Origin of the sequence: Streptomyces sp. 11-1-2 (genome assembly GCF_003595545.1) — a bacterium.
GTDB classification, from domain to species: Bacteria; Actinomycetota; Actinomycetes; order Streptomycetales; family Streptomycetaceae; genus Streptomyces; species Streptomyces hygroscopicus_B.
Map to the genome: position 1 here is coordinate 3,567,615 of NZ_CP022545.1, position 16,883 is coordinate 3,584,497.

Consider the following 16,883-nt stretch of genomic DNA (forward strand, 5'->3'; position numbering starts at 1 on the left):
CGACGTGCGTGGCTGGGCCCCGCCACTGCCCCTTTCGGCGGTGGCGGGGCCCAGTGCTGTGGGATCAGCTCACAGTGGTGGTCACCGTGTCGCTCTCCGGCTCGGCGACGACCTGGGTGTACTCGGAGACGCCGGAGGCGCCGAAATTGGCGTCCCCCGCGTAGAAGGCGTCGACGTCCCAGTTGCCTGCCGACAGCGGCACTTCGACGAAGGCGAATCCATTGGTGTCCACGGTGGTGTTGATGGTGATCGCCCCCACACCGTTGGTGAGGGTGAAGGTGACCGTGCCCGTCGGGGTGCCGTCGCCGGGCGGGATGGCTTCCACGAAGGCGACGAAGTCGACGAGTGTGCCCGCCTCGGACGGGTTGGGGTTGGAGCTGATCGTGGTCCTGGAGTTCGCGGGGTTCACCACCTGCGTGAGCGGCGCCGACGTCGACGTGGCGAAGTTGGTGTCACCGTTGTAGGTGGCGGTCACGGTGTGCGACCCCGCGCCCGGGCCGCTGGTGATGAACGTCGCCGTGCCGCCCGCCAGCGGCTGGGTGAACGTGCCCCCGCCCGTACCGCCGATCACGAAGGTGACCGAACCGGTCGAGGTGCCGGTCGCGGGCGGGGCCGGCGTGACCGTGGCGGTGAGCGTGACCGACTGCCCGGAGACCGCGGGATTGGGTGACGCCGCGACCAGGGTGACAGTGGGTGAAGCCATGACGGGCCCTCCAAATGGCTTGGAATGGTGGGCCGTTACTCGCCACGCGCGACCGCGAGCGCGCAGGGCGGCGCATCGGAGGCCAGGGGGTGCGCACCTACGGCGATCCGCACGGGAACATCCCCCGCGTCGCCGTCCCCCGGCAGATGGGGAACCCACCGGTCTGTAGCACCAGTAGGCGCGCGACACACCCCCAACGCCAGGGAAACACCCCGAATTACCCCATACAGCCCAGCGCACCCCCCACCTCGCGCACGGCGCGCGCCGCCTCTCCTCAACTCCCCGCGCACGCGTGGCGCGCGGAGGGTGGCACCGCGCCAGAGGGCGCGGCTAGTCCGTGCGGCCGGTCGCGGCGACGGTGGCGCCGAGGCCGATCATGGAGAGTCCGCCGACGCCGCCGACCAGGGCGAGGCGTCGCGGTGAGCGGGCGAACCAGGTGCGGGCGGTGGCCGCGGCCAAGCCCCAGACGCTGTCGGAAACCACCGCGATGGCGTTGAAGATCAGGCCGAGGAGCAGCATCTGCAGCGCGACATGCTCCTGGTCACGGTCGACGAACTGGGGCAGTACGGCGGCGAAGAACACGATCGTCTTGGGGTTGGCCACCCCGACCGCGAACCCCTCCCACAGGGTGCGCAGGCCCCCGCGGGCGGGGCCGTCGCCGGTGAAGGCGGCGTGCAGCGAGCGGCGCTGCCGCACCGCCTTGACGCCCAGGTGGACCAGATACGCGGCGCCCACCAGCTTCAGCGTGGTGAAGACGACGGCCGAGCGCTCCACCACGGACCCGACGCCCAGCGCCACGGCCACGACCAGCACATACGCCCCGAGCGTATTGCCGATGACCGTGGTCAGCGCCGCGCGGCGGCCCTGGGCCAGTGCCCGGCCGACCACGAAGAGCACGCTGGGGCCGGGGATCACGATCAGCAGAAAGGACATGGCCGCGAAGGCGAGCAGCCGGTCGGTGGACACCATGGGGCGCATCGAAGCACGCGCACGGGGCGCGGCTCCAGCCCTTTTTCCGGTCATCCGAGGTCGTCCGAGGTGGCGTGACCTCGGCTGAGGTCGGCTGAGGTGAGGGGGGCGCCTGGTGCGATGCGGCCGCTCCACGATCGGTGGACCTCGCCGTAAACCACGGGCGACCGAGTCTCGGTCTGCGGCAATCTGAGCCATACCGAACGGAAAACACGCCCTCAGGGGGGATTGTGACGTCCCGAACCACGGAGCAGGCGGAACAACCACCGGAACAGCCATCGAAGCAGCCGTCGGAACAGCCATCGGAACAACCGGCCGAGCGGCCCAGCGAGGAGTTACGGTTCCGGCCGCCCGCGCTGACCGCCTTGGAGAAGAACCCCGTCACCACCCGGGCCATGGCCCGCAGACTGCCCCAACTCGTCCGCCGTTCCATGGCGTTGGCCTGGAAGGTGGACCGGACGGCGGTGGTGACGCTGCTGGTGTGCCAGGCGCTGTCGGGCTTCTTCGAGGCGTTCGGGCTGCTGGCCACCACGGGCACGATCACGGCGCTCATCTCCTCCGGCCACATCGCCGACCGGCTCCGGGACGCGCTGCCCTCGATCGCGGTGCTGGCGGGGGCGGCCGGGCTGCGGGCGCTGCTGGGGATCGCGGTCAGCAACATCTCCAGCAGGCTCTCCCCGCGGATCTCCCGGGAGGCCGAGACGCAGATGCTGGACGCGGCGATCAACGCCGAGCTGGCGGCGTACGACAACCCCGGGTTCAACGACAAGTGGGACGCCGCGGACCGGGGCGCCGAGGTGGCGCAGGATCTGATCACCGAGTCGCAGCAGCTCATGGCGTGTCTCTCGTCGCTGATCGCGGCGGCGGGCGTGGTCACCGTGCTGCATCCGGCGCTGCTGCCGCTGTTGCTGCTGACCGCGTTGCCGCAGGGGATCGCGGGGATGAAGGCGGCCCGGGTGCACTACGAGACCAGTCGTGCGATGAGCGCCGACCGGCGCACGCTCGGGCTGCTGCGCTGGTACATGGTGGACAAGGACATCGCCGATCAGCTCCGTTCCGGCACCATGGCGGAGTTTCTGCTGAAGCGGTACCGGGCCATCGGGGCGCGGGTGGACGCGGCCACCGACACGGCGGTCCACCGGGGCGCGCGGTACGCGGTGCTGGGCGCGCTGGCCGGAGGGCTGGCGTCCGGGCTGGTCTGGGTGTCGCTGGCGCTGCTGCTGGGCGCGGGGCAGATGTCGGTGGCGTCGGCGGGTACGGCGGTGTTCGCGCTGCGCACGGTGGGCGCTTCGCTGCAGGGGATGGTCGGTTACGGGACGCGGCTGTTCCGTACGGGGCTGTATCTGGACGACTGGGCGGAGTTCATCGAGGAGGCGGGGGGACACCGGATGCGGCGCGGCACCCGGATCCCGGCGTCGCCGCGGGTGATCAGGGCCGAGGGCCTGACGTACGCCTATCCGGAATCCGACGCCCCGGCCCTGGACGATGTCACGCTCGAGGTGCGGCGGGGCGAGGTGCTCGCGCTGGTCGGGGAGAACGGCTCGGGCAAGACCACCCTGAGCAAGCTGCTGACCGGGCTCTATCTGCCCACCAAGGGCACGGTGACCTGGGACGGCGCGGATGTGGCGGGGCTGGATCCGCAGGCGATGTGGCGGCATACGGCGGTCGTGCCGCAGGACTACGCGCACTGGCCGCTGTCCGCCCGCGACAACATCACCCTGGGCCAACCGCACGGCGGGGACGAGGCGGTCCGGGAGGCGGCGGTCCACTCCGGGGCGCATGAGGTGGTGGACGGGCTGCGCAGCGGGCTGGACACGCTGCTCGCCCGGCAGTGGTGGGGCGGGGTGGAGCTGTCCGGCGGGCAGTGGCAGCGCATCGCGCTGGCCCGCGCGTTCCACCGGCCCGCCGGACTGCTGGTGATGGACGAGCCCACCAGCGCGCTGGACGCCCGTGCCGAGCACCGGATCTTCGCGGGGCTGCGGCGGATGGCGGAGGACCGCGCCGTCGTCCTGGTCACGCACCGGCTGGCGAACGTCGCCGTGGCGGACCGGATCGTCGTGCTGGAGCGAGGGCGGGTGATCCAGCAGGGCACGTTCGCGGAGCTGACGGGGTGCCGCGGGCTGTTCCGGGAGTTGTGGGAGCTGCAGAACGACCGCGGGGTGCCGGCGCCGCGCGGGGAGACGGCCTGAGTGCGGGCGCTGCGCGGGCGGGCGCCCCGAGCGCCGGCGCTGGGCGGGGAGACGCCCTGGGCGCCCGCGGCGCGCGGGCCGGTGCCCTGAGCGTCGACCCTGGTCAGGGGCTCGGGAACCAGCCGGTTTCGGCGGCGCGGACGCGGGAGGCGGCTATTTCCGCGTAGGCCCGGTCACGGCCCTCCCAGTGGGAGCCCTCGACGGACTTGCCGGGCTCGAGGTCCTTGTAGACCTCGAAGAAGTGGGTGATCTCCCGCCGGTCGAATTCGGGGACGTCCTCGATGTCCTGGACGCCGACATAGCGCGGGTCATGGGCCGGGACGCAGAGGATCTTCTCGTCCGGGCCCTGCTCGTCGCGCATGCAGTACATGCCGATGGCGCGACAGAGGATGACACAGCCGGGGAAGGTCGGCTCGGCGACGGTGACGAGGGCGTCCAGCGGATCGCCGTCCCGGCCGAGAGTGAGGTCGACGAAGCCGTAGTCGGCCGGATACTTCGTCGAGGTGAACAGCATCCGGTCCAGCCGGATCCGGCCGGTGTCATGGTCCATCTCGTACTTGTTGCGGGACCCCTCCGGGATCTCCACGACCACATCGAACTCACCGTGCTCCATCGCGGCCTCCGGTCACCCGTGCGCTCCGCCGTCCTTCCAGTGTGCGCCCGGCCCGCAGGGCGGGCAGCTCGGACCTGGACACCTCAGCCGCCCCGCACGAGGGCGTCGATCTCGGCCTCGAAGAGGACCGAGGGATCGAAGCCCATGCCCGTGAACTGGCCTTGCACATCAAGGCTGATCACGCCGTGGAGCCGGGTCCAGGTGCGCAGCGCACGGCCCTTCAGCTCGCCACCGGGCTCTTCCCCGGCCACCCAGGGGCCCGCGCCCTCCAGATGACGCGCCAGCGCGGCCTCGAGCTCGGTGAGGGGCTGCTCGCCGCTCATGGCGGCGCCACCGACACCGCTCGCGTCACCGGCACCGGCACCGGCACCGGCACCCGCGCCCGCGCCCGCGCCCGCACCCGCACCCGCACCCGCACCCGCACCCGCACCCGCGACGGTGGCGCAGGCGTCGACGATGGTCCGCATCATTCCGGCCGCGATCTCGATGGTCTCCGGCGGCGCGTGGTAACCGGGCACCGGGGTGCCGTAGATGAGCAGATAGCGGTCGGGCTGCCGCTTCGCCCAGTCGCGCAGGGCGAGGGCCAGGGCGCGGAAGCGGTCGGCGGGGACGGCGTCGGCGACGGCCCGGGCGAGGGCCTCGGCCAGATCGCGGTAGGCGTCGGTGATCAGCTCGGTCAGCAGCTCGTCCCGGCTCGCGAAATAGCGGTAGAGCGCGGGGCCGGTCATGCCCATCGACTTCGCGATCGCGTTCACCGAGATGCCGGCGGTGCCCGACTCGGAGAGCTGGGCCAGGGCCACGGCCTTGGCCTCCTCCCGGGTCTGTTTGCGGTAGCGCTCTCGCCGTGCTGTCGCCATGGACGGGCCTCTCGTACGGGTCGTCGATTTCGGACTTGACACTTCGAGAGTAACAGGTTCATTGTTTCGTTAGAAGCTCTCACAACAACGAGAACTCCTCACACGAAAGCGAGATCCGCCATGATCACCGAAGTCGTTCTGCCGGGCCAGGTGGAGCCGGAGGGGCTCCAGCTCCGCACCCGCCCGCTGCCCGAGCCCGGTCCCGGGCAGGCGCTGGTGGCCGTCGAGGCGTCGGGGGTCTCCTTCGCCGAGCAGCAGATGCGCCGCGGGAAGTACTACGACCAGCCGCCGTTCCCCTTCGTGCCCGGCTATGACCTGGTGGGCAGGGTGGTCTCGACCGGCCCCGGGGTGGATCCGGCCCTGCGGGGGCGCCGGTTCGCGGCACTCACGAAGATCGGCGGCTGGGCCAGCCACACCCTCGTCGACGCGGGCGATCTGGTGGAGGTCCCCGAAGGGGTGGACCCGGCGGAGGCCGAGACGGTGGTGGTCAACGGGATCACGGCCTGGCAGATGCTCCACCGCGTGGCCAAGGTGCGCCCCGGGTCGACCGTGCTGGTGCACGGGGCCAACGGCGGAGTGGGCACCACACTCGTCCAGCTCGCCCGCCATGCGGGCGTCAAGGTCATAGGCACCGCCTCGCCCCGCCATCACGACGCGGTGCGCGCCCTCGGCGCCACCCCCCTCGACTACCGCGATCCGGATCTGCCCGGCCGGGTGCGCGCGCTGGCGCCCGGCGGGGTCGACGCGGTCTTCGACCACGTCGGCGGCGAGGGCATCGTGGACTCCTACCGGCTGCTCGCCCCCGGCGGCACGCTGGTCTCCTACGGCACGGCGGCCACCCGGGACATCCCCGGATCGTCCCGGACCCCGGTGCTCAAGCTGTTTGCCCGCCTCGCCCTGTGGAATCTGCTGCCCAACGGACGGGGGGCGCACTTCTACAACCTCTGGGCCGGACGGCGGCGGCTGGCCGCCTACCAGGCGCGGATCCGCGCCGATCTGGGGCAGGTGCTGGCGCTGCTGGCGAGCGGCGAGTTCACCGCACTGGTGGCGGCGCGGATTCCGCTCTCCGATGCCGCGGAGGCGATGCGGCTGGCCGAGTCCGGCACCGTCACCGGAAAGGTCGTCCTGGTCGCGGACCAGGGTGCCGGCCAGGACGCGCGATGAGCGGCAAGCCCTTCGGCGAGCCCGATAGGCACGACGAGCATGACAAGCCCGGCAAGCCCTATGTCAGCGGCCACTACGCCCCGATGGCGGTGGAGTCGACCGTCTGGGGCCTCACCGTGCACGGCTCCCTGCCTCCCGAGCTGACCGGCCGCTATCTGCGCAACGGCCACAACCCCCCGCCCGGGGTGGTGCCGTCGCACTGGTTCAAGGGCAGCGGCATGGTCCATGGGCTGCGGCTGCGCGACGGAAGAGCGGAGTGGTACCGCAACCGCTGGGTGCGGACACCGGCCCTCCACAGCGCCATGGAGACGGCCGCGGGCGGCGAAGGGGCGGGCGCGGGCGGCGAGGGAATGGCCCCGGGCGGCGCAGGGGCGGATGGCGCGGCCGATCTCATCGCCAGCGTCGCCGGCACCCATGTGATCGAGCATGCGGGCCGCGTCCTGGCCCTCCAGGAGGCCAACCTCCCCTATGAGTTGACCGCCGAGCTGGCCACGGTCGGCGCCTACGACTTCGGGGGAAAGCTGACCCGGGCCATGACGGCGCACCCCAAGGAGGACCCGGTCAGCGGGGAGCTGCACTTCTTCTCGTACTCACCGTTGCCGCCCCATCTCGTCTATTACGTCGCGTCCCGCGACGGCCATATCGTCCGCGAGGAGACCATCGAGGGCGCGGGGCCCTCGCTGATGCACGACTTCGGGCTGACGGAGCGCTATGTGGTGTGGCTGGACCTGCCGGTGGTCTTCGACCCCGCCGAGCACTCCGGGATCCCCTACCGCTGGTCCGATGACTACCGGCCGCGCATCGGGCTCATGCCGCGCACCGGGCCGCCCCATGTCACCTGGTGCGAGGTGGAGCCCGGCGCCCTGCTGCATATCGCCAACGCCTATGAGGATCCGGCGGGCCGCATCGTCGTCGAGGGGCCGCGCTATGACCGGGCCGCCTGGCAGACCTCCTGGAAGTGGTGGACCGGCGCCCCGGGCCACGCCTCTGTCCCGCTGGTCGGTTCCCTGCACCACCGCTGGGTCCTCGACCCCTCCGCGGGCACGGCACGGGAGGAGCCGCTGGATGATCTGGTCACCGAGTTCCCCACGATCAACGACAGTGTGCTGGGGCGGCCCAGCCGCTATGGCTACGCCGTCGCCTTCCCCGGCAGCGGACTGGAGGAGTACGCACTGGTCAAGTACGACGCGGCCACCGGGGCCCGGCAGATAGCTCCGACCGGACCGGGCCGGATGCCCGGGGAGGCGGTGTTCGTGCCCGCGGACGGGGGCGGAGGAGGGAGCGAGGACGACGGCTATCTCCTGACCCTCGTCAGCGACCTCCGCCGGGACGCCTCCGAACTGATCGTCCTGGACGCCCGGGACATCACGGCCGCCCCCGTCGCCACCGTGGAGCTGCCCCACCGCGTCCCCGCGGGGATCCACGGCTCCTGGATCCCCGACCCGGCCACCGGTCCGTGATAATTTTCGTATACGAGTTGTATGCGAAGCAGCATGGGGGCCCAGTGCCAGCGCAGTCCGGACGAGAAAAGGCGTACGCGTTCCTCAAGGAGACCGTGCTGACCGATCCCGACATGCAGGGCCGGTTCCTCACCGAGCAGGAGATCGCCGACCGGATCGGCATCTCCCGGACCCCGATCCGTGAGGCCCTGCTCCTGCTGGCGGCCGAGGACCTGGTCCAGCTCGTCCCCAAGCGGGGTGCGCATATCGCCCCGCTGTCCGGTCGGGAGATCACCGAACTGATGGAGCTGCGCGGAATCGTCGAGCGCTACGCCGCCGAGCACACCATCGAGGCGGGCACGGTGCCGGTCGCGAAGCTGCTGGAGCTGCTGGACCGGCAGCGCGAGCTGATGGGGCCGGACCAGGCCAAGGAGTTCATCGCCATCGACCACCTCTTCCACGCGACCATGGTCGCCGCGGTCGGCAATGAACTCCTCAACCGGCACTACGACGGACTGCGCAGCCGCCAGATCCGGGCCGGGGTGGTGGCCCTGTACAACCAGACCGGCCGCCAGGAGGAGGTGCTCGGCGAGCACCGGGCGATCTTGGACGCGGTGGCCTCCGGGGACAGGGAGGCGGCCCGCACGGCGATCAGCGCCCATCTGGAGTCGACCCTGAAGGTACTGCTCACCGGGTGAGTCACCGCCCAGTGGCCGGACGGGTAAGTCACCACCCGGCGCCCGGACCGATGAGTCACCGCTCGGCGGGCGCCTCCGGATAGGTGATCACCAGCATGGTGACGCCCTCCTCGGAGACCCAGGGGCCATGCGGCGTCCCCGGGGGCCGACAGGCGTAGAAGCCGCGCGAGAAGGTCCTCCCCAGGGTCAGATCGCGCATGCTGCCCTCCAGGAGATAGACCTCCTCCCAGCCGTCGTGGCGGGCGACCCCGGACGGGGAGGTGTCCGTCCCCGGCTCCCAGCGCAGCAGGGCTGTGGTGTGGGAGCCGCTCCCGTCCACGGCCAGGATCTGTTCGCTGACCCCCGCGCCCGCACCCGGCGGCCGCTGCCAGGGCCCGGAGGGCAGATGGAACTCGAGCTCCGGTTTGGCCCCTTCGGCCTCGCGGGCGCCGCTCACGGGTTTACCCCCAGCCTGCGGTTGGCCAGAACGGACACCGTGCGGCGCACCGCGGCGACCTCCTCGGTGTCGACGTCCCCCACCAGCAGCCCCGGCCCCGCGTCCAGCCGCTCCCGTACGGTGCCGTCGGGGCCGATCAGGGCGCTGTGGCCGATACCGGTGGGGGCGGAGGCCGCGGCGGTCACCCCGGACGCCGCCGGATCGGCCTGGCCCACGGCCGCCAGCCAAATGGTGGCGTCGAGCGCCCGCGCCCGGGTCAGCAGCTCCCACTGCTCGCGCTTGCCGGGCCCCGCGCCCCAGGAGGCGGGCAGCACGGAGAGCACCGCGCCCGCGTCGGCGTGGGCCCGGAAGAGCTCGGGGAACCGTACGTCGTAGCAGGTGGCCAGGCCGATCCGGACGCCGTCGAGATCGAAGGTCACCACCTCGGAGCCCGGGGCCACGGTCTTGGACTCGGCGAAGCCGAAGGCGTCATAGAGATGGATCTTGTCGTAGGAGGTCTCCACCCCCGGGCCGGTGGCCAGCAGGGTGTTGGTCACCCGGCCGTCGGGCGCCGGGGTGAACATCCCGGCCACGACCACCAGCCCGGCATCCTTCGCGAGCTGCCGGACCTCGGTGGCCCAGGGCCCGTCCAGCGGTTCGGCGATCAGGCCGAGCCGGGTGCCGAAGCAGGCCATGGCCGCCTCCGGGAAGACGACCAGACGCGCCCCGGCCTCCGCCGCCCGCTGTGTCTCCTGGCGCAGAAGGGCGAGGTTCGAGGCCGGGTCCGGGCCCGTGGTGAGCTGGCTCAGTGCGATGCGGAGGGGCATGGCGGGTGCTGCCTCATTTCCTGGTCGGGAGGGTCGGAGTGTAGGCGGGGTGCCGGGGTACGCGGTCCCGTCCCGCGTACGTGATCCCATCCCGCCCCTTCCCCGGCGCGGCTCGCTTTACAGCTCCGCGGAGCCGGGAGCCGGGAGCCGGGCGCGGGGCGGGGCGGGGCCAGGGCGGGACCGGGACGGTGCGGGACGGGTCAGGACACGGTGGTGGAGGTGGCGTGGTCGACGGGGAGCGGCTCCGGCTCCTCCTCTTCGGCGGAGGAGGGGTCCCGGCCCAGCCAGAGGCCCGCCACCGTGACCGCGGCGGTGACCGCGATGTAGATGGCCAGCGGCACCCAGGCGTGATAGACCCCGAGCAGCGTGGTGAAGAGCAGCGGCGCGACCGCGCCGCCGATGATCCCGGCGAGGGTGTAGGCGAGCGAGGAACCGGTGTAGCGCAGCCGCGGGGAGAACTGCTCGGCGACGAAGGCCGCCTGCGGCCCGTACATCAGCGAGTGGATCACCAGCGCGCCGACGACCCCGAGGGTGAGCAGCGCCCAACTGCCGTCCGCGACCAGTGGGAAGAACAGAAACGGCCAGACACCGGCGGCGACGGCGGCACCCGCGTACAGCCACCGCCGGTTGACGCGGTCCGAGAGCGCCCCGGCCAGCGGGATGAGCACGATCTGCAGCGAGGAGCCGATCAGCACGGCGGCGAGCGCCGAGCCGCGTGACATGTCGAGTTCCTCGGTGGCGTAGGTGAGCACGAAGACGGTGAACATCGCGTACAGCACATCGGGGGCGACCCGGCAGAGGATCGCGGCGGTCAGCGCCCTCGGCTGGGTGGTGAACACCTCGCGCACCGGTGCCTCCGGGCGGTCCTGCACGGCCTCCATCGCCTTGAAGACCGGGGTTTCCTCCAGCTTGGCGCGGACCCACAGGCCGAATCCCACCAGGGCGCCGGAGAGCAGGAACGCCACCCGCCAGCCCCAGCTCATGAACTGGTCCTCCGTCAGCGCCGCGCCCAGCGCGGCCAGGACGCCGTTGGCCAGCAGATTGCCCGCCGGAGGGCCGACCTGCGCGGCGGAGGCGTAGAAGCCGCGTCGCCGCGGATCCCCGAACTCGCTGGACAGCAGCACCGCACCGCCCCACTCACCGCCGACGCCGACGCCCTGTGCGAAGCGCAGCAGCACCAGCGCGGCGGGGGCCGCGACACCGACCGTGGCGTAGGTGGGCAGCAGCCCGATCAGCAGCGTGGCGCTGCCGATGAGCACGAGCGTCGCGATGAGCACCTTTTTGCGGCCGATGACATCGCCGAGCCGGCCGAAGACGAAGCCGCCCAGCGGCCGGGACACATAGCCGACGGCGTAGGTGGAGAACGCCAGCAGGGTGCCGGTGAAGGGGTCCTTGGAGGGGAAGAAGAGGTCGCCGAAGACCAGGGCCGCGGCGGCGGAGTAGACGGCGAAGTCGTACCACTCCAGGGCGGTGCCGGTGAGGCTGGCGACGAAGGCGCGGCGAACCCCGGACCGGTCGGCCCGGGGCGGTGCGCTCGATGCGGTGGGCTGCATGTTCCGTCCTCGAGATGGTGCGTGAGGGTTACGTGATGGTACGTGGCGTTTGCGCGGTGGTGCGATGAGATGGTCGGGGGGTGTGCGTGGGTCGACCTTCCGGCATACTTGTTGTATACCAACGGTATGCGCAACCCCTCCGGGGGAAGTTAACCGCTTCGAAATCGCAGAAACAGCACATCGCCCCCGCCTTGGAGAGCTCAACACCCATGACAACGCAGCCGTCGCAGCCCACCCCGCCCGCCCGGTCCTCGCTCACCTTCGAACTCCCCGACGGCTCCCTCCACCACGTGGAGGTCGTCCAGGTGCTCAACGCGGGATACGCGGGACGCAGCCAGGACGATGTGGCCGCCCATGTCGCCGAGCTCGCCGAGCTGGGCGTGCCCGCACCCTCCGTGACGCCCGCCCTCTACCCCGTCTCCCCCTACCTCGCCCAGCAGACCGGCCAGGTCAGCGTCCAGCACGCCCGCACCTCGGGCGAGGCCGAGTGGGCGCTGGTGGTGGCCGCGGACGGGGAGCTGCTGCTGACGGCGGCCTGCGACCACACCGACCGGGCGCTGGAGGTGCACGGCGTGGCCTGGAGCAAGAACGCGGCCCCCGATGTGCTGGCCACCCGCGCCTGGCGGCTGTCCGATGTGGAGTCCCGCCTGGACGACCTGACGCTCCGCGCCTGGGTCACTCACGACGGTGAGGAGACCGAGGTGCAGAGCGGCACCCTGGCCGAGCTGCTGCCGCCCTCCTACTGGGTCGAGGTGCTGCGCGAACGCGGTGACCTGGTGCCCGGCACCGTGCTGATCTCCGGCACCATCCCGATGGCCGAGGACGTGGACCAGTTCGCCGGGCGCTGGCGGGTGGAGCTGGGCGACCCGGCCACCGGCCGGACCATCGACTGCTCGTACGACGTGGTCCCGCTGCCCGAGCCGATCGGCTGAGACGGCCCACCCAGGCACCGGCAAGGACACCGGCGAGGGCACCGGCAAGGCACGAAGAGCACCGGGAGCGCACGAAGGCCGTCCACCGCACGACCCCCGAGGGCGTGCGGTGGACGGCCTTCGCCGATGCGCAGACGGTTCAGTGATTCAGCGTCCGGTCAGGTCGCCCTGCCCTTCCGCATCACCATGCCGGCTGCGATCAGGCCGAACAGGCAGGTGACGGCACCCACGACGACATTGTTCACGATCATCCCGATATCGGGACCCCGGGCGACCACCCAGGGGGAGATGATCATCCATACACCGATCGCGGACATGGCCCAGCACAGGCTGTACATCCTCCTCGGCGCCGTGGTGAGGCCGATGCCCAGCAGGGCGATCGCGATACCGAGGACGAGGTTGTTGACCATGAGGTTGGGGTTGGTGCCCGAGAAGTGCACCACCCAGGGAGAGATGGCGAAGTACAAACCGGCGAGAAGTACCGGCCCGTCGAGGAAGACAACATCCCGAGCGTCCATCATGCGCGCGTAGCGCTCCCGCATCTCGGACACATCGGGGTGGCCCCTAAGATCACCTTTCGCACGTGAGACGTCGGCCATGCGACTCGCCTCCTTCGATCCATGCAAGTCTGACCGCGCAGTGCGGTAAAAACACCGCACCCCCATTGTGCGCCTCGCCTTGGTATATAGGTAGATGTCGGATTCGCATCAAATGACGTATAGTTCGCGGTCGGCCGCCGTACGGCATGCGCACGGGGGAGGCAGGGGGAGCGTCAGGCCGGATGGACCACCTCGTGCTTCTCGTAGCAGTCCCGGTCGAGATCGCGGACATCGACGGTGGTCTGCACGGTCAGCCCCGGCACGGGCGACACATGGGCGCGGGCCACCTCCAGCACGGCGGCGGACAGCTCCCGCTTGGTCCCGGCATCGCGCCCGGACAGGATGGACACCTCGATATGGATCATGGCGAGGTCCGGGGCGCCGTCCGCGAGATGGGCCTCCGCTATCCGCCGGAAGCGGGTCTTGCAGCCCGCCACCGCCGTGTCGACGGTCTTGGCGACCACCGGATGCAGGGCGGCACCGAAGCCGGGGCGGTCGAACGCGTCGGTCAGGGTGTCGGAGTATTCGACGACGATATGCGGCATGGGCTTGCGCTCCTCCAGGGGTACGCGGCGGCCGGTGGCGCTGCCGCGTCGGGCCTCTTACGCGGGCATCGTCGCACCTCTTCCCGCTCCATGGCCGAGCACCCCGGGCCCGCCATCCGCTTCAGTCCTGGCCCCGTACCTGCTTCAGTTCCGGCTCCGTATCCGCTTCAGCCCTGACCCCGGTATCTGCTTCAATAGGCCCATGGCCAGCCTCCGTGACATCGCGACGGGTCGTTACGACCTCGAGCCGTTCTGGCCGTCCCGGCAGGCGCACCACTTCGACCGCGAGTGTTGCCGCGCATCCGATGCGCGGGCCCGCTCGCTCGGCCGCTGACCTCTCCGTCCGGCCGCCCAGCCCGCGCGCACGACGTCCACTGACGCCTTCTCGCGCGAAAGAGCTGACCTCATGACGAACCTCCGTAGCCTGTTGTCCGCCTCCGCTCCCGCCGCCCCGTCCGCGGCGTCCGCAACGTCCGCCCCGGCGAACCGCCAGCGGCTGCGAGCCGTCGCACCGGACGAGGTGCCGCCGGTCGCCGACCTGCTGCACCCCGGCGCCACCTGGCTGCCCGCTCCCCCGCACACCCTGCCCACACTCCCCGGCCACCCGCCGATGGTCGGCTATCTGGTGCTGGTCCCGGCCGACCGGCAGCGGCCCGAGGCGGCGGGGCCGCCCCCGGAGGGGATACCGGCGGTGACGGGCGAAACCGGCGAGAGGGGTGAGGAGCTCATCCGGATCGACCCCGACCATCGGACCGCCGAGGTCGCGGGGCGGCCGCTGGACCTGACCTATCTCGAGTTCGAGCTGCTGAGCCATCTCGTCGCCCATCCGCACCGGGTGCACTCCCGCGATCAGCTCGTGACCACGGTGTGGGGGTACGGCCATGTCGGCGACGGCCGGACCGTCGATGTCCATGTGGCCCGGCTGCGCCGCAAGATGGGCCCCGAGCACCGGGGGACGATCGTGACGGTGCGGCGGGTGGGGTACAAGTACGTACCCACCGTCTGACCGCATCCGTGCACCCATGACGCCCGCCGTGCCGGACAGGCCAGCAGCCCGTCCGGCACGGCGGGCGCGTACCCGGGTGCGGTGTGCGTCAGGTGGTGAGCGCTCGGACCCGCGCTCAGCGGCCCGCCCCCACCAGCGGCGGCCGCGGCCGCTCCACCGGCTCCTCGCCGTGGTCGATGCTCGGCAGCCACCGCAGGGCGCGCGGCAGATACCAGTTGCGCTCCCCCAGCAGCGCCATCACCGAGGGCAGCAGCACCATCCGCACCAGCGTGGCGTCCACCAGCACCGCGACCGCGAGCCCGACGCCCATCTGCTGCATGTCCTGCATCCGCAGCAGCGCGAAGACCGCGAACACGGCGACCATGATGGTGGCCGCCCCGGTGACCGAGCCCGCCGTCGTCCGGATGCCCTCGCGGATCGCGTCCCGGGTGGCAAAGCCCCGTTCATGGGCCTCCCGGATCCGCGAGACCACGAAGACGTGGTAGTCCATCGACAGCCCGAAGAGGATGACGAGGACGAACAGCGGCATCCACGACTCGATCGCCCCGGCCGGCTCCATCCCCAGCAGCTCCGCGCCCCAGCCGTGCTGGAAGACGGCGGTCATCGTGCCGTACGCGGCGCCCACCGACAGCAGGTTGAGCAGGATCGAGACGACGGCGATCGGCAACGACCGGAAGCAGAGCAGCATCAGAACGAAGGTCACGGCGGCGATGAAGAGGAAGACCGGTGCGATGTCGGTCTTCAGCTGGTCGTTGAAGTCGCGGCTCCCGGCGAGTTCACCGCTCACATACACCTGGTCGGAGACCGGTCCCAGGATCTTCGGCACCAGATCCTCCCGGAGGGTGTCCAGGGCGCGCCGGGAGGCGGCGTCCTGACCGTCCCCGGCCAGCGGCACCTCGATCCGGGCCACCCCCTTCGTACGGTGCGCCTCGACGTCGACCGTCCTGCCGAACCGTCCGGAGGCGGCGAGCTCCTTCTTGAAGTCCGCGACGGCCGCCTCGAAGCGGGGCGAGGCGATGTCGTCGGAGCGCAGTACGACCTCGGCCGGGGCGGGGCCGCCGGGGAAGGCGCCGGTGATCTGCTGGTAGGCCACGGTGATCGGGGCGTCGGAGCCGAACTGCTTTTCCATGCCGAGCTGTTCGGTCTTCATCCCGAGGGCGGGCGCGGACAGCATCAGCAGCAGCGCGCCCGATACGACGGCGAACAGCTTCGGCTTGGCCAGGACGGGCCGCATCAGCCTGACGGTGAGGCCACCGCTGCTGTGCACGCCCTTCTTCCGGCGGCGGTTCAGCAGCGGCACCCGCCCGGCGTCGATCCGGTCGCCCAGCCAGGACAGCATCGCGGGCAGTACGGTCACCGAGCCGAGCATCGACATCAGGACGACCAGGATGGTGGCGACCGCGAAGCCGTGGAACAGCAGCAGTCCGGACAGGAACATCCCGGACATCGCCAGCATGACCGTGATCCCGGAGATCAGCACCGCCCGTCCGCTGGTGGCGGCCGCGATCCGCAGCGCGGTCTCGGCGTCCCGGCCCGCGGCCCGCTCATCGCGCTCCCGCCGCAGATAGAACAGCGAGTAGTCGACGCCGACGGCCAGGCCCACCAGGAACATCACCGAGAATGTGGAGTCGAACATGGGCAGCTTGTGGCTGACGAGGGCGAGCAGTCCGAAGGTGCCGACGCAGGCGGTCACCGCGAGCAGCACCGGCAGCAGCGCGGCCACCAGCGCCCCGAAGACCACCAGCAGAATGCCCAGCGCCAGTGGTACGGCGGTCAGCTCGGCCTTCTTGAAGTCGTTGGCGAACATGTCGTCGAGCCGGTGCTGGGCGGTGGCGTCGCCGAACTCGTGGACCACGATGCCCCGATGGGCCGACTCGGTCTTCTTCACCGCCTCGACGACCGGCTCCACCCGCTTCCCTGCGGTGTCCGGGTCGCCCTTCATCTCAAAGCTGATCAGGGCCTCCCGTCCGCTCTCCGAGCGCACCGGGGGCTGGACGCGCACCGCCTCGCCCGTCCGCTCCAGTCGCGCCGTAAGGTCGCGGGCCGCGTCCCGCCAGTCGTCCGGGCCCTGGCCCCGCAGCATCACCATCTCCCCGGCCGGGGTCTGGAGGCCCGCGTCCTCCAGGATCTTCTCCGCACGTGCGGAATCGCCCGCACCGTTCTCCGAATTGGTCATCTGCCGGGACCCCGACATTCCGCCGACCACGGCGACGACCACGACGAACAGCAGCCATCCGATGATCGCGGTCTTGCGGTGGCGAGTGCTCCACCCGCCCAGCCGCACGGCCAGGCCCTTCCTCGTTGCGCTCATGGCGTCTCTCCCTGTGCGGTATGGACGGAACAGGTCATGCCACGACGCTAGAAAGCCGCAGGT

17 protein-coding genes are annotated in these 16,883 nt (G+C 71.3%); 7 read left to right on the forward strand and 10 right to left on the reverse strand.

What is annotated here, in order from left to right; genetic code table 11:
* Positions 1-64 precede the first annotated feature (64 nt).
* Both CGL27_RS15060 and CGL27_RS15065 read right to left on the reverse strand, forming a co-directional pair.
* Entirely contained in the window at positions 65-703 is a 639-nt protein-coding gene (locus CGL27_RS15060; RefSeq protein WP_119987305.1) for an Ig-like domain-containing protein, read from the reverse strand.
* A gap of 330 nt (positions 704-1,033) precedes the next feature.
* Positions 1,034-1,672, reverse strand: coding sequence for a LysE family translocator (locus tag CGL27_RS15065; protein ID WP_119987308.1), 639 nt, complete (start codon positions 1,670-1,672; stop codon positions 1,034-1,036).
* A gap of 230 nt (positions 1,673-1,902) precedes the next feature.
* Between CGL27_RS15065 and CGL27_RS15070 the strand changes: the two genes are divergently transcribed.
* Positions 1,903-3,861, forward strand: a complete 1,959-nt coding sequence (locus CGL27_RS15070; protein ID WP_119987312.1) for an ATP-binding cassette domain-containing protein — start codon at positions 1,903-1,905, stop codon at positions 3,859-3,861.
* A gap of 103 nt (positions 3,862-3,964) precedes the next feature.
* Here the strand turns inward: CGL27_RS15070 and CGL27_RS15075 are convergent, their stop codons facing one another.
* The gene (locus tag CGL27_RS15075) at positions 3,965-4,474 is read right to left on the reverse strand and encodes an inorganic diphosphatase (protein WP_059143215.1); all 510 of its coding nucleotides are present in this window, start codon (positions 4,472-4,474) and stop codon (positions 3,965-3,967) included.
* An 83-nt stretch (positions 4,475-4,557) separates the two neighbouring features.
* Positions 4,558-5,331, reverse strand: coding sequence for a TetR/AcrR family transcriptional regulator (locus CGL27_RS15080; protein WP_119987316.1), 774 nt, complete (start codon positions 5,329-5,331; stop codon positions 4,558-4,560).
* Positions 5,332-5,451: 120 nt separating this feature from the next.
* On the opposite strand from CGL27_RS15080, the gene CGL27_RS15085 reads away from it, so the two are divergent.
* The 3 genes from CGL27_RS15085 to CGL27_RS15095 are packed head-to-tail and all read left to right on the forward strand — an operon-like array spanning position 5,452 to position 8,632.
* Entirely contained in the window at positions 5,452-6,495 is a 1,044-nt protein-coding gene (locus CGL27_RS15085; protein ID WP_119987319.1) for a medium chain dehydrogenase/reductase family protein, read from the forward strand.
* Entirely contained in the window at positions 6,492-7,955 is a 1,464-nt protein-coding gene (locus CGL27_RS15090; RefSeq protein ID WP_119987322.1) for a carotenoid oxygenase family protein, read from the forward strand. Before CGL27_RS15085 ends, CGL27_RS15090 begins: the two co-directional genes overlap by 4 nt.
* Positions 7,956-7,999: 44 nt before the next feature.
* A complete protein-coding gene (locus CGL27_RS15095; RefSeq protein WP_078641017.1) occupies positions 8,000-8,632 on the forward strand; it encodes a GntR family transcriptional regulator in 633 nt (210 codons plus the stop codon).
* Between the two features lie 55 nt (positions 8,633-8,687).
* Here CGL27_RS15095 and CGL27_RS15100 read toward each other — a convergent pair whose 3' ends face one another.
* From CGL27_RS15100 to CGL27_RS15110, 3 genes are all read right to left on the reverse strand, one after another.
* Positions 8,688-9,068 carry a cupin domain-containing protein gene (locus CGL27_RS15100; RefSeq protein WP_119987325.1) on the reverse strand — a complete coding sequence of 127 codons (381 nt, stop codon included), beginning with the start codon at positions 9,066-9,068 and terminating at the stop codon, positions 8,688-8,690.
* The gene (locus CGL27_RS15105; protein ID WP_119987328.1) at positions 9,065-9,874 is read right to left on the reverse strand and encodes a carbon-nitrogen hydrolase family protein; all 810 of its coding nucleotides are present in this window, start codon (positions 9,872-9,874) and stop codon (positions 9,065-9,067) included. The genes CGL27_RS15100 and CGL27_RS15105 overlap by 4 nt, the downstream gene beginning before the upstream one ends.
* A 200-nt stretch (positions 9,875-10,074) precedes the next feature.
* Positions 10,075-11,427, reverse strand: coding sequence for an MFS transporter (locus CGL27_RS15110; RefSeq protein ID WP_119987331.1), 1,353 nt, complete (start codon positions 11,425-11,427; stop codon positions 10,075-10,077).
* A gap of 209 nt (positions 11,428-11,636) precedes the next feature.
* Here CGL27_RS15110 and CGL27_RS15115 point away from each other — a divergent pair, with 209 nt between their 5' ends.
* Positions 11,637-12,359, forward strand: coding sequence for a DUF2848 domain-containing protein (locus tag CGL27_RS15115; protein ID WP_078641021.1), 723 nt, complete (start codon positions 11,637-11,639; stop codon positions 12,357-12,359).
* Between the two features lie 158 nt (positions 12,360-12,517).
* Here CGL27_RS15115 and CGL27_RS15120 read toward each other — a convergent pair whose 3' ends face one another.
* Positions 12,518-12,958 carry an SPW repeat protein gene (locus tag CGL27_RS15120; protein WP_119987333.1) on the reverse strand — a complete coding sequence of 147 codons (441 nt, stop codon included), beginning with the start codon at positions 12,956-12,958 and terminating at the stop codon, positions 12,518-12,520.
* Between the two features lie 173 nt (positions 12,959-13,131).
* Complete coding sequence (locus CGL27_RS15125; protein WP_078641023.1) at positions 13,132-13,503, reverse strand: isomerase; 372 nt, start codon at positions 13,501-13,503, stop codon at positions 13,132-13,134.
* A 202-nt stretch (positions 13,504-13,705) separates the two neighbouring features.
* Here CGL27_RS15125 and CGL27_RS53140 point away from each other — a divergent pair, with 202 nt between their 5' ends.
* Both CGL27_RS53140 and CGL27_RS15130 read left to right on the forward strand, forming a co-directional pair.
* Positions 13,706-13,837, forward strand: coding sequence for a hypothetical protein (locus CGL27_RS53140; RefSeq protein ID WP_269146383.1), 132 nt, complete (start codon positions 13,706-13,708; stop codon positions 13,835-13,837).
* Between the two features lie 72 nt (positions 13,838-13,909).
* Entirely contained in the window at positions 13,910-14,509 is a 600-nt protein-coding gene (locus tag CGL27_RS15130; RefSeq protein WP_119987336.1) for a winged helix-turn-helix domain-containing protein, read from the forward strand.
* Positions 14,510-14,624: 115 nt separating this feature from the next.
* Here the strand turns inward: CGL27_RS15130 and CGL27_RS15135 are convergent, their stop codons facing one another.
* On the reverse strand, positions 14,625-16,820 hold the full coding sequence (locus tag CGL27_RS15135) for an MMPL family transporter (RefSeq protein WP_119987338.1): 2,196 nt from the start codon (positions 16,818-16,820) through the stop codon (positions 14,625-14,627).
* Positions 16,821-16,883: the final 63 nt, after the last annotated feature.